The sequence below is a fragment of the Phocaeicola paurosaccharolyticus JCM 15092 genome, from assembly GCF_000613805.1.
Classification (GTDB): Bacteria; Bacteroidota; Bacteroidia; order Bacteroidales; family Bacteroidaceae; genus Phocaeicola; species Phocaeicola paurosaccharolyticus.
In genome coordinates this window covers 12869-32789 of the sequence record NZ_BAJR01000008.1, presented here as the reverse complement: position 1 = coordinate 32789, position 19921 = coordinate 12869, and the positions used below count along the sequence as shown (strand labels likewise).

The 19921-nt window shown below is 38.5% G+C and carries 16 protein-coding genes and 1 pseudogene; 7 read left to right on the top strand and 10 right to left on the bottom strand.

What is annotated here, in order from left to right:
* Positions 1 to 65: 65 nt before the first annotated feature.
* Genes JCM15092_RS05510 through gcvP form a run of 4 tightly spaced genes read left to right on the top strand, consistent with a single transcriptional unit; the run spans position 66 to position 5094 of the window.
* Positions 66 to 905 (top strand): RsiV family protein, encoded by an 840-nt coding sequence (locus JCM15092_RS05510; protein WP_024993786.1) that lies wholly within the window; start codon positions 66 to 68, stop codon positions 903 to 905.
* Positions 906 to 927: 22 nt separating this feature from the next.
* Positions 928 to 1548, top strand: coding sequence for a 16S rRNA (guanine(527)-N(7))-methyltransferase RsmG (gene rsmG, locus JCM15092_RS15085; RefSeq protein ID WP_148296601.1), 621 nt, complete (start codon positions 928 to 930; stop codon positions 1546 to 1548).
* Positions 1549 to 1569: 21 nt separating this feature from the next.
* Positions 1570 to 2208, top strand: a complete 639-nt coding sequence (locus tag JCM15092_RS05500) for an MBL fold metallo-hydrolase (protein WP_024993785.1) — start codon at positions 1570 to 1572, stop codon at positions 2206 to 2208.
* A 36-nt stretch (positions 2209 to 2244) separates the two neighbouring features.
* Positions 2245 to 5094 carry an aminomethyl-transferring glycine dehydrogenase gene (gene gcvP, locus JCM15092_RS05495; protein WP_024993784.1) on the top strand — a complete coding sequence of 950 codons (2850 nt, stop codon included), beginning with the start codon at positions 2245 to 2247 and terminating at the stop codon, positions 5092 to 5094.
* 224 nt (positions 5095 to 5318) lie between these two features.
* Here gcvP and JCM15092_RS05490 read toward each other — a convergent pair whose 3' ends face one another.
* The 10 genes and pseudogenes from JCM15092_RS05490 to JCM15092_RS15075 form a co-directional block, all read right to left on the bottom strand.
* On the bottom strand, positions 5319 to 6986 hold the full coding sequence (locus JCM15092_RS05490) for a formate--tetrahydrofolate ligase (RefSeq protein ID WP_024993783.1): 1668 nt from the start codon (positions 6984 to 6986) through the stop codon (positions 5319 to 5321).
* Positions 6987 to 7203: 217 nt separating this feature from the next.
* Complete coding sequence (locus JCM15092_RS05485) at positions 7204 to 8070, bottom strand: F0F1 ATP synthase subunit gamma (RefSeq protein WP_024993782.1); 867 nt, start codon at positions 8068 to 8070, stop codon at positions 7204 to 7206.
* A 2-nt stretch (positions 8071 to 8072) separates the two neighbouring features.
* Positions 8073 to 9662, bottom strand: coding sequence for a F0F1 ATP synthase subunit alpha (gene atpA / locus JCM15092_RS05480; protein WP_024993781.1), 1590 nt, complete (start codon positions 9660 to 9662; stop codon positions 8073 to 8075).
* A 13-nt stretch (positions 9663 to 9675) separates the two neighbouring features.
* The gene (locus tag JCM15092_RS05475; RefSeq protein WP_024993780.1) at positions 9676 to 10230 is read right to left on the bottom strand and encodes a F0F1 ATP synthase subunit delta; all 555 of its coding nucleotides are present in this window, start codon (positions 10228 to 10230) and stop codon (positions 9676 to 9678) included.
* 6 nt (positions 10231 to 10236) lie between these two features.
* The gene (gene atpF / locus JCM15092_RS05470) at positions 10237 to 10737 is read right to left on the bottom strand and encodes a F0F1 ATP synthase subunit B (protein ID WP_024993779.1); all 501 of its coding nucleotides are present in this window, start codon (positions 10735 to 10737) and stop codon (positions 10237 to 10239) included.
* An 8-nt stretch (positions 10738 to 10745) separates the two neighbouring features.
* A complete protein-coding gene (gene atpE / locus JCM15092_RS05465; protein WP_024993778.1) occupies positions 10746 to 10997 on the bottom strand; it encodes an ATP synthase F0 subunit C in 252 nt (83 codons plus the stop codon).
* 41 nt (positions 10998 to 11038) lie between these two features.
* Positions 11039 to 12091 (bottom strand): F0F1 ATP synthase subunit A, encoded by a 1053-nt coding sequence (gene atpB / locus JCM15092_RS15080; protein WP_084488465.1) that lies wholly within the window; start codon positions 12089 to 12091, stop codon positions 11039 to 11041.
* A gap of 456 nt (positions 12092 to 12547) precedes the next feature.
* Positions 12548 to 12796, bottom strand: a complete 249-nt coding sequence (atpC, locus tag JCM15092_RS05450) for an ATP synthase F1 subunit epsilon (protein WP_024993776.1) — start codon at positions 12794 to 12796, stop codon at positions 12548 to 12550.
* Between the two features lie 7 nt (positions 12797 to 12803).
* Positions 12804 to 14345, bottom strand: a complete 1542-nt coding sequence (gene atpD, locus JCM15092_RS05445; protein ID WP_024993775.1) for a F0F1 ATP synthase subunit beta — start codon at positions 14343 to 14345, stop codon at positions 12804 to 12806.
* Positions 14346 to 14760: 415 nt separating this feature from the next.
* Positions 14761 to 16523: pseudogene (locus JCM15092_RS15075) on the bottom strand (hydroxymethylglutaryl-CoA lyase-like TIM-barrel protein).
* Between the two features lie 220 nt (positions 16524 to 16743).
* On the opposite strand from JCM15092_RS15075, the gene JCM15092_RS05435 reads away from it, so the two are divergent.
* The 3 genes from JCM15092_RS05435 to aat are packed head-to-tail and all read left to right on the top strand — an operon-like array spanning position 16744 to position 19905.
* A complete protein-coding gene (locus JCM15092_RS05435) occupies positions 16744 to 17043 on the top strand; it encodes an ATP-dependent Clp protease adaptor ClpS (protein ID WP_024993774.1) in 300 nt (99 codons plus the stop codon).
* Positions 17044 to 17047: 4 nt separating this feature from the next.
* Positions 17048 to 19270: an AAA family ATPase gene (locus JCM15092_RS05430; protein ID WP_024993773.1), complete on the top strand. Its 2223-nt coding sequence runs from the start codon at positions 17048 to 17050 to the stop codon at positions 19268 to 19270.
* Positions 19271 to 19272: 2 nt separating this feature from the next.
* The gene (gene aat / locus JCM15092_RS05425) at positions 19273 to 19905 is read left to right on the top strand and encodes a leucyl/phenylalanyl-tRNA--protein transferase (protein ID WP_024993772.1); all 633 of its coding nucleotides are present in this window, start codon (positions 19273 to 19275) and stop codon (positions 19903 to 19905) included.
* The last annotated feature ends 16 nt before the right edge of the window (positions 19906 to 19921 follow it).

The window sequence follows — 19921 nt, the reverse complement described above, 5'->3', positions numbered from 1 at the left end:
AAGAACTTATTTTATATTTGTACAGATATGTTTTGAAAAAACAGTGTTCAAAATGTTATTTCGTTATGAAAAAAAGCAATATAGCAAATATAAGAATATACTTATTATCATCTTTGATTTTTTTGTCTGTAGCCTGCAAAGATAATAAGCAAAATGACACAGGCATTGAAAAGGTTAAAATCGAAGAGAATATAAGCCTTAATAAAAACTCTAAATCACCTTCCTGTAAAATCAGCATAGACGTTGATTTTCTCAATTCTCCTAAAGACTCTGTAGCTTTAGCCATTAACAAAACTATTAATGCAACACTTTTGGGCAAACAATATGAATCACTGACACCGAAAGCGGCTGTCGATTCTTTCAAAAATGCATATATTACATCATATAACAATGAGGTTGGGAAACTGTATGAAGAGGATTTAAAGAGTAATCCCGAGCAAAAGAACCTCCTATCATGGTACAATTATGAGTATAAGCTTTCCAGCACCATAACCGATGGAAAAAGCGGAATCATGAATGTAAAAGCCACTTTTTTTGAATATTCTGGAGGCGCCCACCCTAATGAATGGGGAAAGTGGATGAACTTCAGCAAAACAAGCGGAGCATTATTGACCTACAATGATATCTTTATGACCAGTTCAGAAAAGGTTATATCTAAGATGCTTCTTGACAAACTAATTGAGTATATATCCGATAAATACAAAGATGAGAAGGTTAATGGAATAAATGACCTTAATAATCTTGGTATTCTTAATGAATCGGATATGTATATTTCCGATAATTTCTTAGTAGGAAAAGATGAAGTATCTTTCCTATACAATAAATACGACATAGCTCCATATTCTGTAGGTTCGATTATTCTTTCGTTACCTTACTCAGAAGTTAAGGATTATATGTTGAAGTAATAATTTTTTCGTAAAATGTGAGATGGAATTAATATTAAAATATTTTCCTTATATAACTCAGAAACAGAAAGAGCAGTTCGCTGCTCTTTACGATCTATATATAGATTGGAACAGTAAGATTAATGTCATATCAAGAAAGGATATTGAGAACCTCTATGAGCATCATGTCCTGCACTCTCTTGGTATAGCTAAGTTTGTTAATTTCAAGCCTGGCACAGATATAATGGACTTAGGTACAGGTGGTGGATTTCCAGGTATCCCTTTGGCTATTATGTTCCCTGACTGCAAATTTCACCTTGTAGATAGTATCGGAAAGAAGGTAAAAGTAGCAAGTGAGGTGGCTGCTGCCATAGGACTTGAGAATGTTTCTTTCCGTCATTGCCGTGCTGAGGAGGAGAAATCGAAGTTCGACTTTGTTGTTAGCCGAGCTGTTATGCCGTTAAATGATCTGCTTAAGATTATAAGGAAAAATATAAGTGACAAACAGATTAACTCCATACCTAACGGACTTATCTGTCTTAAAGGTGGCGAGTTGGAAAACGAAACACTTCCTGTAAAACATAAGGTTGTGTCTTCTGATTTGAAAGATATCTTCGAAGGGATGTTTTTTGAGACTAAAAAAAATTATTTACGTACCAATTAATGGATAATATTTTTTATCGTGATGAAAATTAAGAGATTTGAATTCAATATGTTTCCCGAGAATTGTTACGTTCTCTCTGATAGTACAAATGAGGCTGTCATAATTGACCCGGGATGCTTTTATGATGAAGAGAAGCAGGCTTTGAAGAAATATATCATAAGCAATAACCTTACCGTGAAACATCTTCTGAACACCCACCTTCATCTCGACCATATTTTTGGAAATCCTTTTATACTAAAGGAGTTCGGTTTGAAAGCAGAGGCTAGCCAACTTGATGAGTTTTGGCTTGAGCAGGCACCAGCACAATCAAGAATGTTCGGTTTCAAACTAGAAGAGCCAATGGTTCCTCTGGGTAAATATATTTGTGATGAAAATATAATTGAGTTTGGTAATACCAAACTGCAAGCAATACATGTACCAGGACACTCTCCTGGTAGTTTGGTATTCTATTGTAAACAAGAAAACTGTATGTTTAGCGGGGATGTACTTTTCCAAGGAAGTATAGGCAGAGCTGATCTTGCAGGAGGAAACTTCGATGAGCTGAAAGAACATATTTGCAGCCGTCTGTTTGTTCTTCCTAATGAGACAGTAGTCTACCCAGGTCACGGAGGACCTACAACCATTGGAACTGAAAAGAGCGAGAACCCGTTTTTCAGATAAAACCTTTGAATATGTTATCCAACTTAATGTAGTATTATGAAGAAAGAGATGTTATCCGACCGTCATATCGGAATCAGGGAAAGTGATATTCCTGATATGTTAAAAAGAATAGGCGTTAAGTCATTAGGTGAACTTATAAGCAGAACCATTCCTTCAAAAATCAGACTTAAAGATCCTTTGAAGCTGAAAGCACCTATGTCAGAATCTGAGTTCTTGTCACACATAAATGCTCTGGCCGCGAAAAACAGAATTTTCAAAACCTACATAGGTACTGGTTGGTATGGCACAATAACGCCTGCTGTGATTCAAAGGAACGTATTCGAGAATCCGGTATGGTATACTTCATATACACCATATCAGACTGAGATATCACAAGGACGACTTGAGGCACTTATGATATTTCAGACTGTTGTGAGTGATCTCACAGGAATGCCTCTTGCAAACTGTTCACTTCTAGATGAAGCTACTGCCGCTGCTGAAGCTGCTACAATGATGCTCTCATTAAGAAGTAGACAGCAACAGAAAGAGAATGCTAATACTCTATTCGTCGACACTGAGGTCTTCCCACAGATAAGTTCTCTGATTAAGACTCGTGGCATCCCTCAAGGTATTAATATTGTTTCGAAAAACTACAAGGATATTGAGTTTACTCCTGATATGTTTGGATGCATAATACAGTATCCTAATGCCAGTGGAAATATAGAAGACTACAGAGAATTTGTAAAGAAAGCCCATGAAGCGGGATGCAAAGTAGCAGTTGATGCTGATATTTTGGCTCTTGCCCTTCTTACTCCTCCCGGAGAATGGGATGCTGATATAGTATTCGGAAGCACTCAGAGACTGGGCATACCTCTATTCTATGGTGGACCATCTGCTGCATACTTTGCAACAAAAGATGAGTTCAAACGAAATATGCCGGGTAGAATCATAGGTCTGTCAAAAGATAAATATGGCAAGCTATGCTACAGAATGGCACTTCAAACTCGTGAACAGCATATCAAGAGAGAGAAGGCTACTTCGAACATATGCACATCACAGGCTCTTCTGGCTACAATGGCTGGTTTCTACGCTGTATATCATGGTCAGGAGGGAATAAAGGATATAGCTATTAGGATAAACAACATAGCATCTTTACTTAATAAGATTTTTGTAAAACTTGGATACAAGCAGTTAAACTGTTCATTCTTCGACACTCTTAGGTTTGCATTACCTGAAAATCTCTCTTCACAAAAGATAAGAACTATAGCAAATGAGAAAAAGATCAACCTGAAATATTATGTAAACGGTGATGTTGGAATATCTATTGATGAGACTACTTCTCTCAGCGACATTAATATGCTAGTGTCAATCTTCTCAGTAGCTGCAGAAAGAGAATATAATGAGATTAAAGAGATTCCAGAGAAGAGTTCTATAATGAAAGAGCTGAGAAGAAAGAGTCCTTTCCTCACAAATAAAATATTCAGCAAATATCACAGCGAGACAGACATGATGAGACACATCAAGCGTCTTGAGAGAAAAGATATATCACTTGCTCACTCAATGATATCACTTGGTTCATGTACAATGAAACTGAATCCTGCAGTAGAGATGATAGCTGTGACGAATCCTATGTGGATGAATATCCATCCGTTAGTACCGGAAGATCAGGCATTAGGATACAAGGAACTTATAAATAATCTTGGCGAGCAGCTTAAGGTTATCACAGGATTCGATGGAATAACATTCCAACCAAATTCAGGAGCTGCCGGAGAATATACCGGGCTAAGGATTATTCGTAGTTATCTGGAGAGCATAGGTCAGGGACATAGAAACAAAATCTTGATACCAGCATCAGCACATGGTACCAACCCGGCTTCAGCCATTCAGTGCGGATACTCTACTATAACATGCGCTTGTGATGATAGAGGTAACGTTGATCTAAACGATCTGAAGAATAAAGCTGAAGCAAACAAAGATGACCTTGCTGCTTTGATGATAACTTATCCATCAACTCATGGTATCTTTGAGAGTGAGATAAAAGAAATATGTGATATCATTCATAGCTGTGGAGCGCAGGTATATATGGATGGAGCAAATATGAACGGGCAGGTAGGAATTACCAATCCTGCAACCATAGGTGCAGACCTGTGCCATCTGAATCTTCATAAGACATTCACCAGTCCTCATGGAGGTGGTGGCCCAGGTGTTGGCCCTGTATGCGTTAAAGAACATCTGATTCCATTCCTTCCGGGACATACTCATTTTGGTGATGCAACAAATCAGGTATCTGCAGCTCCATTCGGTAGTGCCGGTATTCTTCCTATAACATATGGATATATCAGCATGATGGGTGAAGAGGGACTTAAAAGAGCTACTCAATGTGCCATACTTTCAGCCAATTATCTTGCAGCAAGTCTTGAAGATAGCTATGGCATAGTTTACAGAGGCGAGAATGGCTTTGTAGGTCATGAAATGATATTGGAATGCAGAAAAATTCATGAAGAGAGCGGCATTGATGAAAACGATATAGCCAAACGACTAATGGATTATGGATATCATGCTCCTACTCTCTCCTTCCCTGTTCATGGCACATTGATGATTGAACCGACAGAGAGTGAAAGTCTTCCTGAGTTAAACAACTTTATCAATGTGATGAAGAGTATCTACAAAGAGATAAAAGAGGTAGAGAATGGCACCTACAGCAAAGAGGATAATGTACTTGTCAACGCTCCTCATCCTGAATATGAGGCTGTAGCTGATGAGTGGAATCACAGTTATCCAAGATCTAAAGCTATTTATCCAATTGAATCAGTAAAAGAGAACAAGTTCTGGATAAATGTTGCAAGAGTTGACAACACTCTTGGAGACAGAAATCTAGTTCCTTCACTGAATGGTTCTTTAGATTAAGATTACTCTGTAAGAGTCAATTTAGTATAGATTTTATTTAAACAATTTATATTATAACCAAAATCCAGTTCCACTTTATTGTAGAACTGGATTCTTATTTTAAAGATATTGAACATATTATATCAATGCGGATTATAACCTAATTCTAAACTTAAATCTGAGAGGATAAATAATAATGTAAAAGAGCAATTATCGTTTTTTATATCTTTTCTCAGAAATATTATTTATGATAATCCTTCTATCTCGCCATCTACAATATCAATATGAAGTGCTTGAGGCTCTTTTGGTAATCCAGGCATACGCATTATCTCACCGGCGACAACGACCAGCATTTCTGCTCCTGCATTGATTATAATATCCTGAACATGGAACTCGAAATTGTCTACTGCTCCATAGATCTTAGGATCGGTTGAGAATGAATATTGTGTCTTAGCAATACATATTGGGAATGAAGAGTATCCAAGTTCCTGAATCTGCATAATCTTCTTCCTTGATGTTGTACTATAGGTAATCATGCTCGCGCCATACTGATTGCATGCAACTTTAGAGATTTTAGTCTCAACAGAATCCTCTTCTTCGTATGCATAGTGAAGTGGCTTAGAAGCATTTTCATTAATTGTATCTACAACAAGCTTAGCCAACTCCTCTGCTCCTTTTCCTCCATCTGTAAAGGCATTGTTTACAGCGAAACCTACACCTTTATCATTGCAATGCTGCTTAATGAATTCTATCTCATCATCTACATCCTCCGCATATTTGTTGAACGCAACGACAATGCTCTGACCAAAAGCTTTTAGATTACGAAGATGTTTGTCAAGGTTAGATACACCATTCATAAGAGCCTCCATATTAGGTTCCTTAATCTTTTTCTGATCTACACCGCCATGCATCTTAAGTCCTCTGGCTGTAACCACAATAACAGTAAGTTTAGGCTCTATGCCAGCTTTACGACACTTTATATCATAGAACTTCTCTGCACCAAGGTCAGCACCGAATCCAGCTTCTGTAATGACATAATCACCAAATGTCATAGCCATCTTTGTAGCAAGTATGGAGTTACATCCATGAGCAATGTTGGCAAAAGGACCACCATGAACAAAGGCTGCTGTATGCTCAGTAGTCTGCACAAGGTTTGGAGACAATGCATCTTTCAGCAATACTGTTATTGCACCGGCAACGCCAAGGTCTTTAACAGTAAATTTCTTATTATCAAAAGTGAATCCTAAAAGGATATTCTCAATTCTTCTTCTTAAATCTTTCTCGTCGGTAGCAAGGCACAATATAGCCATTATCTCCGATGCAGGGGTTATATCGAATCCAGACTCTTGAGTTATACCATTTGACTTTGGTCCCAGACCGGTCACAATATATCTAAGAGAACGGTCGTTTACATCGAGTACTCTTCTCCAAAGCACCTCTTTCAATCCGAATCCATTATCTCTGTTTTGATACAAATAGTTGTCAAGAAGTGCAGAGATCATATTATGTGCTGAAGTGATAGCATGGAAATCGCCTGTAAAATGAAGATTAATCTTTTCCATAGGCAAAACCTGAGCATAGCCACCTCCTGCAGCGCCACCTTTCATGCCAAAACATGGACCAAGTGAAGGCTCGCGTAGTGCGACAATGGCTTTTTTACCTATATTGTTAAGACCTAGAGCAAGGCCTATTGATACAGTAGTTTTTCCTATTCCGGCTTTGGTTGGAGTAATTGCTGTTACAAGGATTAGGTTGCTCTTTTTTACTCTTTCTTCATCTATCAGATCTTCATTGACCTTTGCTATATATCGTCCATAATTGCTTATGTGATCAACAGGGATATCAACTTCTCTGGCAATATCCTTAATCTTGGTCAACTCAATGCTACGCGCTATCTCAATGTCAGATTTCATATTCATTTAAATTATTATGCAAAGTTAATACAATTCTTCGAAATTCTCATGATTGCACTTTACTGAATTGAAGGCATAATAATAACCATATCCAACCCACTTGTGAGTTATGATATGGTTACCATCATTGATATATATATTTTTAATAATGCACTCTGATATAATCTATAAAACATATCTGATAATCAATCAATATGCTTATTTGAGACTATATATACTATTTGAATGATCCTCCCACGATATCCAATAGTTCGTTCGTAATAGCCTGCTGACGTGTCTTGTTATATTGAAGATTAAGTTCCTGAAGCAAATCATTCGCATTATCTGTTGCAAGCTGCATAGCCATTGTACGGGCTGCATGCTCTGAAGCATTTGAGTCCAGAAGAACAGTATACATCTTTATAAGCAACACCTTTGGCACAAGTGATTCCATTATCTCTCGTGAATTAGGTTCAATAATGAAGTCATCCATATGCTCCGGGAAATGTCTTTCAACTTTCGGGAACTCTATTGGCAGGAAAACATCCTGTGTCAGTGACTGCACAGCTGTATTCTTGAAGTGATGATAAAGTAGTTCAACCTTATCAATCTTTTTCTTCTTGAATTTATCCATCAAAATACGTGCAAGGTCTGAAGCTTCTTCGTATGATGGTTTTTCCGCAAGATTAGTGAAATTACCCTCTATCTTAAAGCCTAGTTTCTTCACAGCTTCGGCAACCTTCTTTCCTACTGGATAGATGTGGATATTTTCTATGCCAAGATATTTATATTCATCCAACATCACAGTAACACGTCGTATCACATTAGCATTGAATCCACCCACAAGGCTGGCATTTGATGAGAATACAACTATAGCTACGCTTTTCACCACTCTATTCTCGGTATAGATAGATCTCTCCTCGCTGTCAAAAGCTAGAAAGTCAATAAGGATTCTATTAAGACGCCTTTCGTATGGAAGCATATTCTCTATACGACTCTGCGCCTTATGTAACTTCGAAGAAGCTATCATCTTCATTGCCGAGGTAATCTTTCGGGTGCTAGTTACCGTAGCTATTCTGTCTTTTACCGCTTTCAGTGATGCCATGGTTAGCTCTTAATATATAACTGTGAAATATCGTGAGCAACTTTCTCTATTATAGAAGTAACCTCATCATTAACCACACCTGAAGCAAGTACATCAAGTACGTCACTCTTATGGTTAGCACGCATATCTTCAAGGAAGGATGCCTGGAAAGGTATTACATTCTCAATAGATATATCTCTTAGTAGTCCTTTTGTTCCACAATAGAGAATAGCAATCTGTTCACCTACAGACATTGGTGAATGCTGAGGTTGTATAAGGAGCTGATTGTTCTTACGTCCTCTGTCAATAGCCATCTCAGTAACCTTATCCATATCACTGCTGAATTTAGAGAAAGCCTCCAATTCACGGTACTGAGCCATATCTATTTTCAATGTTCCGGCAATCTTCTTCATACTCTTTATCTGAGCGCTACCACCAACACGGGATACAGATATACCGACATTGATAGCCGGACGGAATCCTTGGTTGAACAGGTCAGATTCAAGGAAAATCTGTCCGTCTGTGATAGAGATAACATTAGTAGGAATATATGCTGATACGTCACCTGCCTGAGTCTCGATAATTGGTAGTGCAGTAAGTGAGCCACCACCCTTTACTTTACCTTTAAGACTCTCTGGAAGGTCATTCATCTGCTCAGCAACTTCCTGCTGGTTGATAATCTTTGCAGCTCTTTCAAGAAGGCGAGAGTGCAAGTAGAATATATCACCAGGATATGCCTCACGTCCTGAAGGACGTTTTAAGATAAGCGAAACCTCACGGTATGCAACAGCCTGCTTTGAAAGGTCATCATAAACAACCAATGCATCACGACCAGTATCACGGAAGTATTCACCAATGGAAGCTCCTGCAAAAGGTGCAAAATACTGAAGAGCAGCTGGATCAGCAGCTGTAGCAGCAACAACTATAGTATAGTCCATAGCTCCACTCTCTTTCAGCAGATTTACGATAGTAGCTACCGTAGAAGCCTTCTGACCAATGGCAACATATATACAATATACCGGTTTGCCGGCATCAAAATTTGCTCTTTGATTAAGTATAGCATCTATAGCAATAGAAGTCTTTCCTGTCTGACGGTCACCAATTATAAGTTCACGTTGTCCACGTCCAATTGGAATCATGGCATCGACTGACTTCAGTCCTGTCTGTAAAGGTTGGTTTACAGGTTGACGGTAAATAACTCCTGGAGCTTTTCTTTCGAGAGGCATCTCAATTCTCTCACCACCTATCATTCCCTTTCCGTCAATAGGCTCTCCTAGAGGATCGATTACTCTACCCAACATACCCTCTCCAACCATTATGGATGCAATACGTTTGGTACGTTTAACAATCATGCCCTCCTTGATCTTATCTGTAGGACCTAGTAGAACAGCTCCCACATTATCCTCCTCAAGGTTCATCACAATTGCCATGATACCATTTTCAAACTCAAGAAGTTCGTTAGCCTCAGCCTTAAGTAATCCGTAAATACGTACTACTCCATCGCTTACCTGAAGCACTGTACCAACTTCATCAAACTTCATGGATGTATCAATATCCTTGAGCTGTTGCAGCAGCACATCTGAGACTTCACTTGGTCTTATATTATCTGACATACCATTCAATAATTTAAACTATTCTCCTATTCTTTTCCACAAACTGCGACTTAATACGGCGCAGCTGAGTAGCCACACTTGCATCGAGTCTGTAGGTTCCAATTTCAAAAATGAATCCCCCTTCTATTGAGGAATCTATACTGTTGACTAGCTCCAGTTCACCTTTTGTTGTATTAACAACAATCTTCCTGATTCTCTCCAACACCTCTTCAGATACAGAGTGAGCAGTAATGAGTTTACCTATGCTTATATTCTTTTTCTTTCTGTAAATATCGCAATAGGAATTAATCATGAAAATTAATACTGATTCCCTCCTCTGCTCAAGAACGAGTGAGATAAAACGTTTCATCTCATTGCTCACATCACCTCCTGCTGCCTCCAGTAGAAGAGAACTCTTCACACTCGATGGGAGTACAGGATTGTTTATCGTCCGAGAAAGCTCAGGAACATTCGAGAAACTCTCCTTCAAAGAGAGCATCTCATTATATACCTTCTCCTCAGCATTTGATAATGAAGCATACTCATAAAGAGCTTTAGCGTAACGTACAGAAATTGTTCCTATATACATAAATCATCAGTTTTTTGAAGCGGTAATCTCATCAAGCAACCTGTCAATCATAGCTGTCTGCTCAATATCGTTATCTAAGTTCTTGCGTAAAACCTTTTCTGCAATATCTACAGAAAGAGTAGCAACCTGACGACGAATCTCACGTATTGCATCATTCTTCTCAGCTTGAATCTGCAGCTTAACCTCTTCCAACATCTTAGTTGTCTCAGATTGGGCTTTCTCTTTAGCTTCGCGAATGATACGCTCACGTGTTGCAGCAGCTTCATTTAGTATACGAAGCTGCTCCTCATGTGCTTTTGCTATGATCAATTCACCCTCCTGTTTCAAGTTGTCTAACTGTTCGTTGGCTTCACTGGCTACTTTAAGCGAATTGTCAATATATGCTTTCCTTTCATTAACCATTTTGATTATAACTGGAAAACCATACTTGGCAAGTACAGCAAAGACCACTCCGAACGAGAGAAGCATCCAGAACAGCAAGCCACTATCGGGTACCAATAATGACATAATCTCTATTAATTAAGTGCAAGGAAACAAACAACACAAGCAAACAAAGCTACACCTTCAACAAGAGCAGCGATGATAATCATACTCATTCTGATATCACCTGAAGCCTCTGGCTGACGAGCAATAGCATCCATAGCTGAGCTACCGATTCTACCAATACCAATACCAGCACCGATAACTGCTAAGCCTGCACCAAGTGCTGCACCTACTTTACTTAAGCCGACACCTGCGGCTGCCTGTAATAACACTGATAATAACATAACCAATTAATTTTAATTTATTTATTAATACTTATTTTTTTTTATTTAGCATGCTCCTCTTTACCCTCTATTCTTGACAATCCGATAAATACTGCCGAAAGCATAGTAAATACATATGCCTGTATGAAAGCCACCAGCAACTCTACCAGATTCATGAAAAGAGTGAATATGAAAGAGACGAAAGTCATAGCACCGTTAACCATCGGTCCCATACTTACAGTCACAAATATAATACTTGTAAGAGCCAATATTACTGAGTGTCCTGCAAGGATATTTGCAAATAGACGAATCATCAGAGCAAAGGGTTTTGTGAATATTCCAAATATCTCTATAAGAGGCATAAATGGAACCGGACACTTAAGCCATACAGGAACTTCCGGCCACAATATCTCTTTCCAATAATCTTTGCTTCCCCAGATATTCACTGCAAGAAATGTGCAGACTGCAAGGACTAAGGTCACTGCTATATTTCCTGTCACATTTGATCCGGCCGGGAATATAGGAATCAACCCCATAAGGTTGTTCACAAAGATGAAAAAGAACGCAATAAGAAGATATGGTGAATATTTCTCATAACCTTTACCAATACAAGCTTTAATTACATCATCTTCCACCCATACAATAAAGAGTTCCATAAATCCTACAAAGCCTTTTGGTGCCTTAGAACTAGCGGTTTTCTTTCTGTACCAGAATGCTGTGGATAGAACAATAATTAATAGTACAGAACTATTAATTAATAATCCTAGTACAGTCTTTGTTATTGATATATCAAAAGGACGAGTGATGTTTCCCGCCTTATCAACTTCTACAATCTTACCTTCATATTCTCCTTGAGTAGCAATAGTAAAACCTTGATATGCTTTACCCTCAGGAAAAAGATTAGATGAAGAGAATATATGCCAACCACTCTCACCGCTATATAATATTACCGGCAAAGAAATTGATAATTCACTTTCACCCAATGACGTTATATGCCAATGATAAGAATCCTGAAGATGTCCCAAAACTATTGCTCGAGCATCAACATTCTCGCTTTTTTTAGCTCCCTCCTCATTTTCTGCATTCATCCTACCGGAAAAAGTAGTAACATGCATAGTAGAGATATGACAAATTCTTTCAATCTAAACATTTGTTATTCTTTTTTTTTCTCATTTTATGTGATTCATACAAAATGAAGAACCAACATTGAAATACTAGAGAAATGATATAGAACAAGAAAAATACAATTACAAAGTCTCTTGTGTGCTCTTTTATCTTCAAAGTATAAAACAGTACCAATAATATTGATAGAGTTAACTTGGCAAACTTAACGCCCAGGTAGACATTCAACAACTTACTAGGAGTTTTCAACCTGCACTGGTCAAACATAAAAATGCTATATACTTCAAAAAGATAGAAGAAGAGAGGTATTATAGGATAAAACTTGAAATAGTACTCTGGCATGAATAATTTTAAAATGCCATAGACAACTAATGCACTTACACCAATAACTATAGTATCCCAAATAAGGAAATACTTCTTTGTCAGAGTACATTTCATAAGCTTAATTTTTATTGTTCAACACATACTGAAACAACATTCTGCTTTACCTCTACAAATCCGCTTTTAATGACAATTTCCTGTTTGTGTTCTTTCTCATAAAATGTTATTACACCTTGCGTAAGCTGTGTAATAAGTGGTGCGTGAAGTGGCATAACAGCAAATAATCCCATTACGCCCGGCAAAAGTAAACTTTTCACTTTACCCTCAAATAGTACTCCTTCAGGAGATACAATTGTCAAATTAAGCGTTTTGTCCATTTAACCATTATTTTTGTTCTGCTGCTTCAAGCAGTTTCTTTCCCTTTTCTATTGCATCCTCTATTGTTCCAACATTCAAGAAAGCCTGTTCAGGAAGGTAATCCACCTCACCATCGAGAATCATCTTGAATCCTTTTATTGTATCTTCTATTGATACCATAACACCCTGCAGACCTGTAAACTGTTCTGCAACAGTAAATGGCTGTGAAAGGAATCTCTGTACTCTACGTGCACGGTTTACTATCTTCTTATCATCATCCGATAGCTCATCCATACCAAGGATAGAGATTATATCCTGCAACTCCTGATTACGCTGTAGAATCTGAATTACTCTCTGAGCAACATTATAATGCTCCTCTCCAACTACAAGTGGGTCAAGAATACGTGATGAAGATTCCAATGGATCTACAGCAGGATAAATACCAAGCTCAGTAATCTTACGACTCAATACTGTTGTAGCATCAAGGTGACTAAATGTTGTTGCAGGGGCAGGGTCGGTCAAGTCATCTGCAGGAACATAAACCGCCTGCACTGATGTGATTGATCCGTTCTTTGTAGATGTGATTCGCTCCTGCATCTGCCCCATTTCAGTAGCCAAAGTAGGTTGATAACCTACAGCAGATGGCATACGTCCCAAAAGTGCAGATACCTCAGAACCTGCTTGAGTAAACCTGAATATATTATCAATAAAGAAAAGTATATCTCTACTTTCATTACTATTCGCATCAGCCATACCTCTGCCGTCACGGAAAGCCTCAGCAACAGTAAGTCCGGAAAGTGCTACAGAAGCACGAGCTCCAGGAGGTTCATTCATCTGTCCATAGACTAGAGTAGCCTGTGACTTCTGAAGTTCATTGTTGTCGACTTTAGAAAGGTCCCATTCGCCCTTCTCCATGCTCTTTTTGAACTCTTCGCCATATTTGATTACTCCAGACTCAATCATCTCTCTAAGAAGGTCATTACCCTCACGAGTTCTCTCTCCTACACCTGCAAATACAGAGAAACCATTATGTTTCTTGGCGATGTTATTGATAAGCTCCATGATAAGTACGGTTTTACCTACACCGGCACCACCAAAGAGTCCGATCTTACCTCCCTTACTATAAGGTTCCAGCAAGTCGATAACCTTTATACCGGTATAAAGTACCTCCTGTGAAGTTGACAATTCGTCAAACTTAGGTGGATCATGATGAATAGCGAAAGCATCTTTCATATCGAGCTCACCCATTCCATCTACAGATTCACCAACTACATTCATCAGACGACCTTTTATCTGTTCGCCTACAGGCATAGTAATAGGGCTTCCGGTAGGTTTAACTTCCATACCGCGACAAAGTCCGTCAGTACTATCCATTGCGACAGCTCTAACTGTATCCTCACCAATGTGTTGGGAAACCTCTACAATAAGTATTCTGCCGTCTGCCCTTCTTATCTCAAGCGCTTCGTGTATGCTTGGTAAGAGAAGATCGGAACTGATTCCATTTGCTTCAAAATAGACATCAATTACCGGTCCTATAATTTGTGATATATGCCCTACTATTTGCGACATTATATTTAATCTTTTTAATTTTACTACGACAAAGATAATTAAGTTTTTTACTCGTTGAACTCTTAATTATCATTTTTTAAAAAAAAGCTTATATTCACGTATAATAGACCAATAAAAGAGAGGTTTACTAACAATTGCCAGCATAGTTTTTGCTATTAAAACATATAAATCACCCCATTCGGAAGGTCTATTTTCGGTATATGTATATGTGCATTCATACCTTTCAGTTAATATACATATATTACATATTTATGCAATATACAGTTAAATGAGTGTATAAACTTTCTAATCTCCATCAATTGTAATAGTCTATTCTCTCATCTATATTCATCTATGTTGCACTATTCATATTACAACTATAAATGAAAAAAGTCAAATCCATATGGTATGAATTTGACTTTTTTATAATTCCTTATTAATCTCTCTCTATATATGCCAGGACATCACCTTTTTGAACCACATCTCCCTGATTTGCACAAACCTCAATTATTCGTCCCTTGAAGTTTGCTTCAATCTTATCGAAAGTATTCCATAAAGTTGTGATATATGCAAAGGTATCATTAGGATTAAACTGCTGTCCTATCTGTGGAGGCATTGACTGAGCAACCACATCTACCTCCCAAATCAATCTTCCACTAGCAGGAGAAGTTATAGGCTCTGCTTTTGCTCTCTTAAGATTCTTGACATCCTCAATAGAAAATCCCATCTTAACCATATCTTTATCTTTGGCATCGGCAAGTTCATCCTCAAATCTCTTTTTAGCTACACCCGACATATAGTCTCTATACTGCCTGTCGTGCATCGCCAGTTCGAATAGTTCCTCATCATCTTCACCTCTATCCCATCCTTTTTCCTCCATCTCCTTAATATACTCATCAAGCTGATTTGGGTAGTTGTCCTGAGGGTTTACATCAGTGAACTCATAACCTTTATCCTTAGCAAGTTGAATAATCTCATCATCAAGTTTTCCCGGCAACCTTCCATCCTTGCCTAAAATCATATTCCAAGCATGGTTATCTATCATAGTCCATCTGCCCTCACCCTTAACCATAGACATAAGGTTCATCAAAGCGATGTTTTTTACATATTGGCTGAATGGAGTTACTAGTGGAGGATACCCCAGTTTAGGCCATATATATTCCACTTCGTCAAATAGCATCACAAGTAGATCATCAATGCTCAGTTCAGCCTCTCCTTTACTCTTGAGTATCATATTTATGCCTGAATGTACACCTTTCAAATCGGCCATCATTGAGCCCATCATACCACCAGGTAAACCGCAACTTAGCAATAGAGAAGATGTTATCTTATTCGAAGGATCCATGAAAAAGCCGAGGAAGTCATCAATAAACTCCTGAGTAAGAGCTCTAGCCTTCATATAGGCTTTCATATTTATCTCAGGCACATCGAAACCCTCATCCTTGAGCATTGCCTGTACAGATATCACATCCGGATGCACCTTACCCCAAGAGAGCGGTTCCATAGCAACGTCAATTATATCAGCTCCGTTATTACAAACCTCCAATATAGATGCCATAGATAGTCCCGGACCATTGTGGCCATGGTATTGTATAATTATTTCAGGATGTTTATCTTTAATATTTTTGGTCAGTCTTCCCAACATACCAGGTCTACCGATACCTGCCATATCTTTAAGACATATCTCCTTTGCGCCGGCTTCTATAAGCTTATCGGCCATATCAGAATAATATTCGACAGTATGAACTGGTGAAAAAGTGATACATAGTGTAGCCTGTGGAATCATTCCTGCCTGATTGGCATATTCTATTGAGGGTATAATATTGCGGACATCATTAAGTCCACAAAAGATTCTGGTAATATCGACACCTTGTGCCTTCTTTACCACGTACATTAGTTTTCGCACATCCGCAGGAACCGGATACATCCTCAGTCCGTTCAATCCCCTGTCCAGCATATGAGTCTGTATTCCAGCCTCATTAAAGCATTTTGTAAATGCCTTACTGCCTTGTTAGGATTTTCTCCGTAAAGAAGATTTACCTGTTCAAATGCACCTCCGTTTGTCTCTACTCTTGCGAAACAACCCATTTCCACTATTAGTGGGGCTACTCTTTCAAGCTGATCTTTTCTTGGCTGATACTTGCCTGAAGATTGCCACATATCACGATAAACCAAGCTGAATTTTATCTGCTTTTTCATACTTTCATCGTTAATTAATTTATGACTTTTATGTTGTATAAGATAACTCTATTTGTATTAACATATTATTACGGAAAAATTTCTCTATTATAGTGATTATTTTTTGATTTTAAGCAAAGTTTTATAAAAAAATAATATTTATACCTCAAAATTGAACTAATAATTGATTAAGTAGCAACTTTCTAGTATTTTTGCATCTTCAAAATAAAAAAGCAGGACTATGGATACTAACTCAGCTGTCAAAGAAAAAGACAATACAAATCTAAAAGAGCCAAGCAGATATAGTGTAATTCTTCACAATGACGATTTTACCACAATGGAGTTTGTAGTTCTGATACTAACAACAATATTTGGGAAAACAGAGGGTGAAGCAAATGAAATTATGATACAAGTTCATAAGGATGGCAAAGGCATAGCTGGTGTGTACAGCTTCGATATAGCACATTCTAAAGCCAACAAGGCTTCTAAGAAAGCAAGAGATAATGGCTTCCCCTTGAAATTAACAGTTGAAAAAGAGTAATTAGATGGAAATCAGATATAACAAATTGTGCGAAGAGATAATCAACAGAGCAGTAATTATCGGGACACAGCTTAGAAATGAATTTATTACTCCGGAACATGTCATGATGGCTTTTCTGGAGAATGAGGAATTCTGTGAGATTCTCACTGAGTGTGGTGGAGATATTGATTTGCTTAAGACTGAATTGAGTTTGTACGTAAGTAAAGAGATAGATAGCATTGACGGCGATGAAGCTTATACACCTCAGTGCTCTTTCCTCCTTGAGAAGATTCTTAATATGGCATATAGAAATGCCACTAATTCAGATAGAGACGAGATAACATGCAGCATGGTGTTTCAAGCCATGTCAAGCATAGAAGAGAGTCACCTCTCATATTATCTTGCAAAGGCAAACATTGACCCAACAGAGGTACTTATCTATATGATTGATGATATGGATGAAGAAGATGATGATGATGACGATGAGGATGCAGAGGAATCACGGATGTCACATAAGGATGACTGGAAGAAGATGGTCACCTGCCTTAATGAACATGTAAATGATCATAATCCTTTGATAGGTCGTTCCGACGAGTTGGAACGTACCATGGAGGTACTTTGCCGTAAGGAGAAAAACAACCCTCTTCACATAGGTGAACCAGGAGTGGGAAAAACAAGTATTGCCTATGGCCTTGCAGCAATGATAGAGAGAGGCGCTGTTCCTGAACCTTTGAAGGGAACTAAAATATACTCTTTAGATCTAGGTAACCTGCTTGCAGGAACTCAGTACCGAGGAGAGTTTGAAAAGAGATTGAAAACTGTCATGAAGGGAGTTTCACGAGAGGAGAATTCAATAATCTATATTGATGAGATTCATAATCTTGTTGGAGCAGGTCAGACCGGAGAAGGATCATTAGACGCATCAAATATGCTAAAGCCATACTTTGAAGATGGATCAATAAGATTCATAGGTTCAACAACTTATGAAGAATTTAATAGATACTTCTCTAAGAATAAAGGACTAGCACGTCGTTTCCAGAATATTGAGATTCTTGCTCCATCCAATAGTGAGACTGTGACAATCATCAAAGGTCTGCAGGAGAACTACGAGAACTTTCATCATGTAAAATATGACGAGGGTGTGGTAGAGTATGCCGTTGATATGGCTGACAAGTATATCAACGAGAGATTCTTCCCTGACAAAGCCATCGACCTTATCGATGAAGCCGGAGCTTACCGTCAATTGCACCCTGTTGCAGGCGAGACACAACCAGTAGGAAAAGATATAATAAACCTTATCCTTGCAAAGATATGCCGTGTAGACTCTTTCGAACTTAAAGCCGATGAGAGCAAGAATCTGGCATCTCTTGAACAAAGAATACTTACTAAGATATATGGACAGAACGAGGCAGTCGAGAAGATTGTAACATCTGTTCAACTATCCAAAGCCGGCCTTTTGGACGACAACAAACCTATCTCATCACTTCTCTTTGTGGGACCTACAGGTGTAGGTAAGACAGAGATAGCCAGAGTATTGGCAAACGAGTTAGGTATTAAACTGATACGTTTTGATATGAGTGAGTATACCGAGAAGCATACAGTTGCAAAACTTATTGGTTCTCCTGCCGGTTATGTGGGATATGAAGATGGCGGACTGCTTACTGATGAGATAAGAAAGACTCCACACTGTGTTCTTCTTCTCGATGAGATTGAGAAGGCACATTCGGACATTTATAATATCCTGCTTCAGGTAATGGACTATGCCACTCTTACTGACAACAAGGGACACAAGGCTGACTTCAGAAACGTTATACTTATCATGACATCGAATGCCGGTGCACAATATGCTAAGCAAGCTTCTGTAGGTTTCAACTCTAATGTAAGCTTGGGAAGCGCTATGCTATCGCAGGTTAAGAAGACCTTCAAACCGGAGTTCATAAACCGCCTCTCCTCTATCGTCACATTCAATGACATGGACGAGACTATGGCAAGTAAGATTGTGAAGAAAAAGCTGGGTGAACTCTCTCAAAAGTTAGAGCCTAAAAAAGTAACACTTAAGTTAAGTGATGAAGCAACAGAATATATACTGAAACATGGTATAACCAAAGAATATGGTGCAAGAGAGATAGAGCGAGTTATCACTTCACAACTCAAAACCCTGCTTACAAAGGAGATACTTTTCGGTAAACTTAAAGAGGGCGGTGAGGCAAACATCATTGTCGAGAACAACGAACTGAAACTTAAATAGTAATGGCCGTTTATCAGCTTAACGAGGAGTGCTCTTTCCCTGATCCCCATTACGGTGAACCCGACGGACTTCTGGCCGTTGGGGGCGATCTCACCATCGACAGATTAATATTGGCATATTCCAACGGCATCTTTCCATGGCCCAATGAGGAGGATATGCTGATGTGGTTCTGCCCATTGAAGCGATTCGTAATCTTCCCTAATGAGATACATATATCGCACTCTATGCGTACTTTCCTCAATAAGACAAGTTATAAAATAAGTTTCAACAGAGCATTCGAAGAGGTAATATACAACTGCAGCGAAATGCGCAAAGGAGAGACTTGGATATTCGACAATATAAAGAGTGCATATATTGAACTACATAATCAAGGATTTGCAGTGAGTGTAGAGGTTTGGGATGATGAACAACTTGTAGGTGGACTCTATGGAGTCAACCTTGGCAAGAGCTTCTTTGGTGAGAGCATGTTCAGTAAGGTACCCAACGCATCAAAGTTGGCGCTTATCGGCCTTGCCGAATTTATGGAAGAGAATGGTGGAATAATTATAGATTGCCAAATGGAAACTCCTCATCTTAAATCTATGGGAGGAAGATATATCGACTATGACGAGTACATCTCATTGATAAGGGAATAACGATATCCATAAGGAG

Bases quoted from the DNA above. Each gene is read 5' to 3' on its own strand.
- JCM15092_RS05510 (WP_024993786.1), top strand. From the start codon at position 66: ATGAAAAAAAGCAATATAGCAAATATAAGAATATACTTATTATCATCT.
- rsmG (WP_148296601.1), top strand. From the start codon at position 928: ATGGAATTAATATTAAAATATTTTCCTTATATAACTCAGAAACAGAAA.
- JCM15092_RS05500 (WP_024993785.1), top strand. From the start codon at position 1,570: ATGAAAATTAAGAGATTTGAATTCAATATGTTTCCCGAGAATTGTTAC.
- gcvP (WP_024993784.1), top strand. From the start codon at position 2,245: ATGAAGAAAGAGATGTTATCCGACCGTCATATCGGAATCAGGGAAAGT.
- JCM15092_RS05490 (WP_024993783.1), bottom strand. From the start codon at position 6,986: ATGAAATCTGACATTGAGATAGCGCGTAGCATTGAGTTGACCAAGATT.
- JCM15092_RS05485 (WP_024993782.1), bottom strand. From the start codon at position 8,070: ATGGCATCACTGAAAGCGGTAAAAGACAGAATAGCTACGGTAACTAGC.
- atpA (WP_024993781.1), bottom strand. From the start codon at position 9,662: ATGTCAGATAATATAAGACCAAGTGAAGTCTCAGATGTGCTGCTGCAA.
- JCM15092_RS05475 (WP_024993780.1), bottom strand. From the start codon at position 10,230: ATGTATATAGGAACAATTTCTGTACGTTACGCTAAAGCTCTTTATGAG.
- atpF (WP_024993779.1), bottom strand. From the start codon at position 10,737: ATGTCATTATTGGTACCCGATAGTGGCTTGCTGTTCTGGATGCTTCTC.
- atpE (WP_024993778.1), bottom strand. From the start codon at position 10,997: ATGTTATTATCAGTGTTATTACAGGCAGCCGCAGGTGTCGGCTTAAGT.
- atpB (WP_084488465.1), bottom strand. From the start codon at position 12,091: ATGCATGTTACTACTTTTTCCGGTAGGATGAATGCAGAAAATGAGGAG.
- atpC (WP_024993776.1), bottom strand. From the start codon at position 12,796: ATGGACAAAACGCTTAATTTGACAATTGTATCTCCTGAAGGAGTACTA.
- atpD (WP_024993775.1), bottom strand. From the start codon at position 14,345: ATGTCGCAAATAGTAGGGCATATATCACAAATTATAGGACCGGTAATT.
- JCM15092_RS05435 (WP_024993774.1), top strand. From the start codon at position 16,744: ATGGATACTAACTCAGCTGTCAAAGAAAAAGACAATACAAATCTAAAA.
- JCM15092_RS05430 (WP_024993773.1), top strand. From the start codon at position 17,048: ATGGAAATCAGATATAACAAATTGTGCGAAGAGATAATCAACAGAGCA.
- aat (WP_024993772.1), top strand. From the start codon at position 19,273: ATGGCCGTTTATCAGCTTAACGAGGAGTGCTCTTTCCCTGATCCCCAT.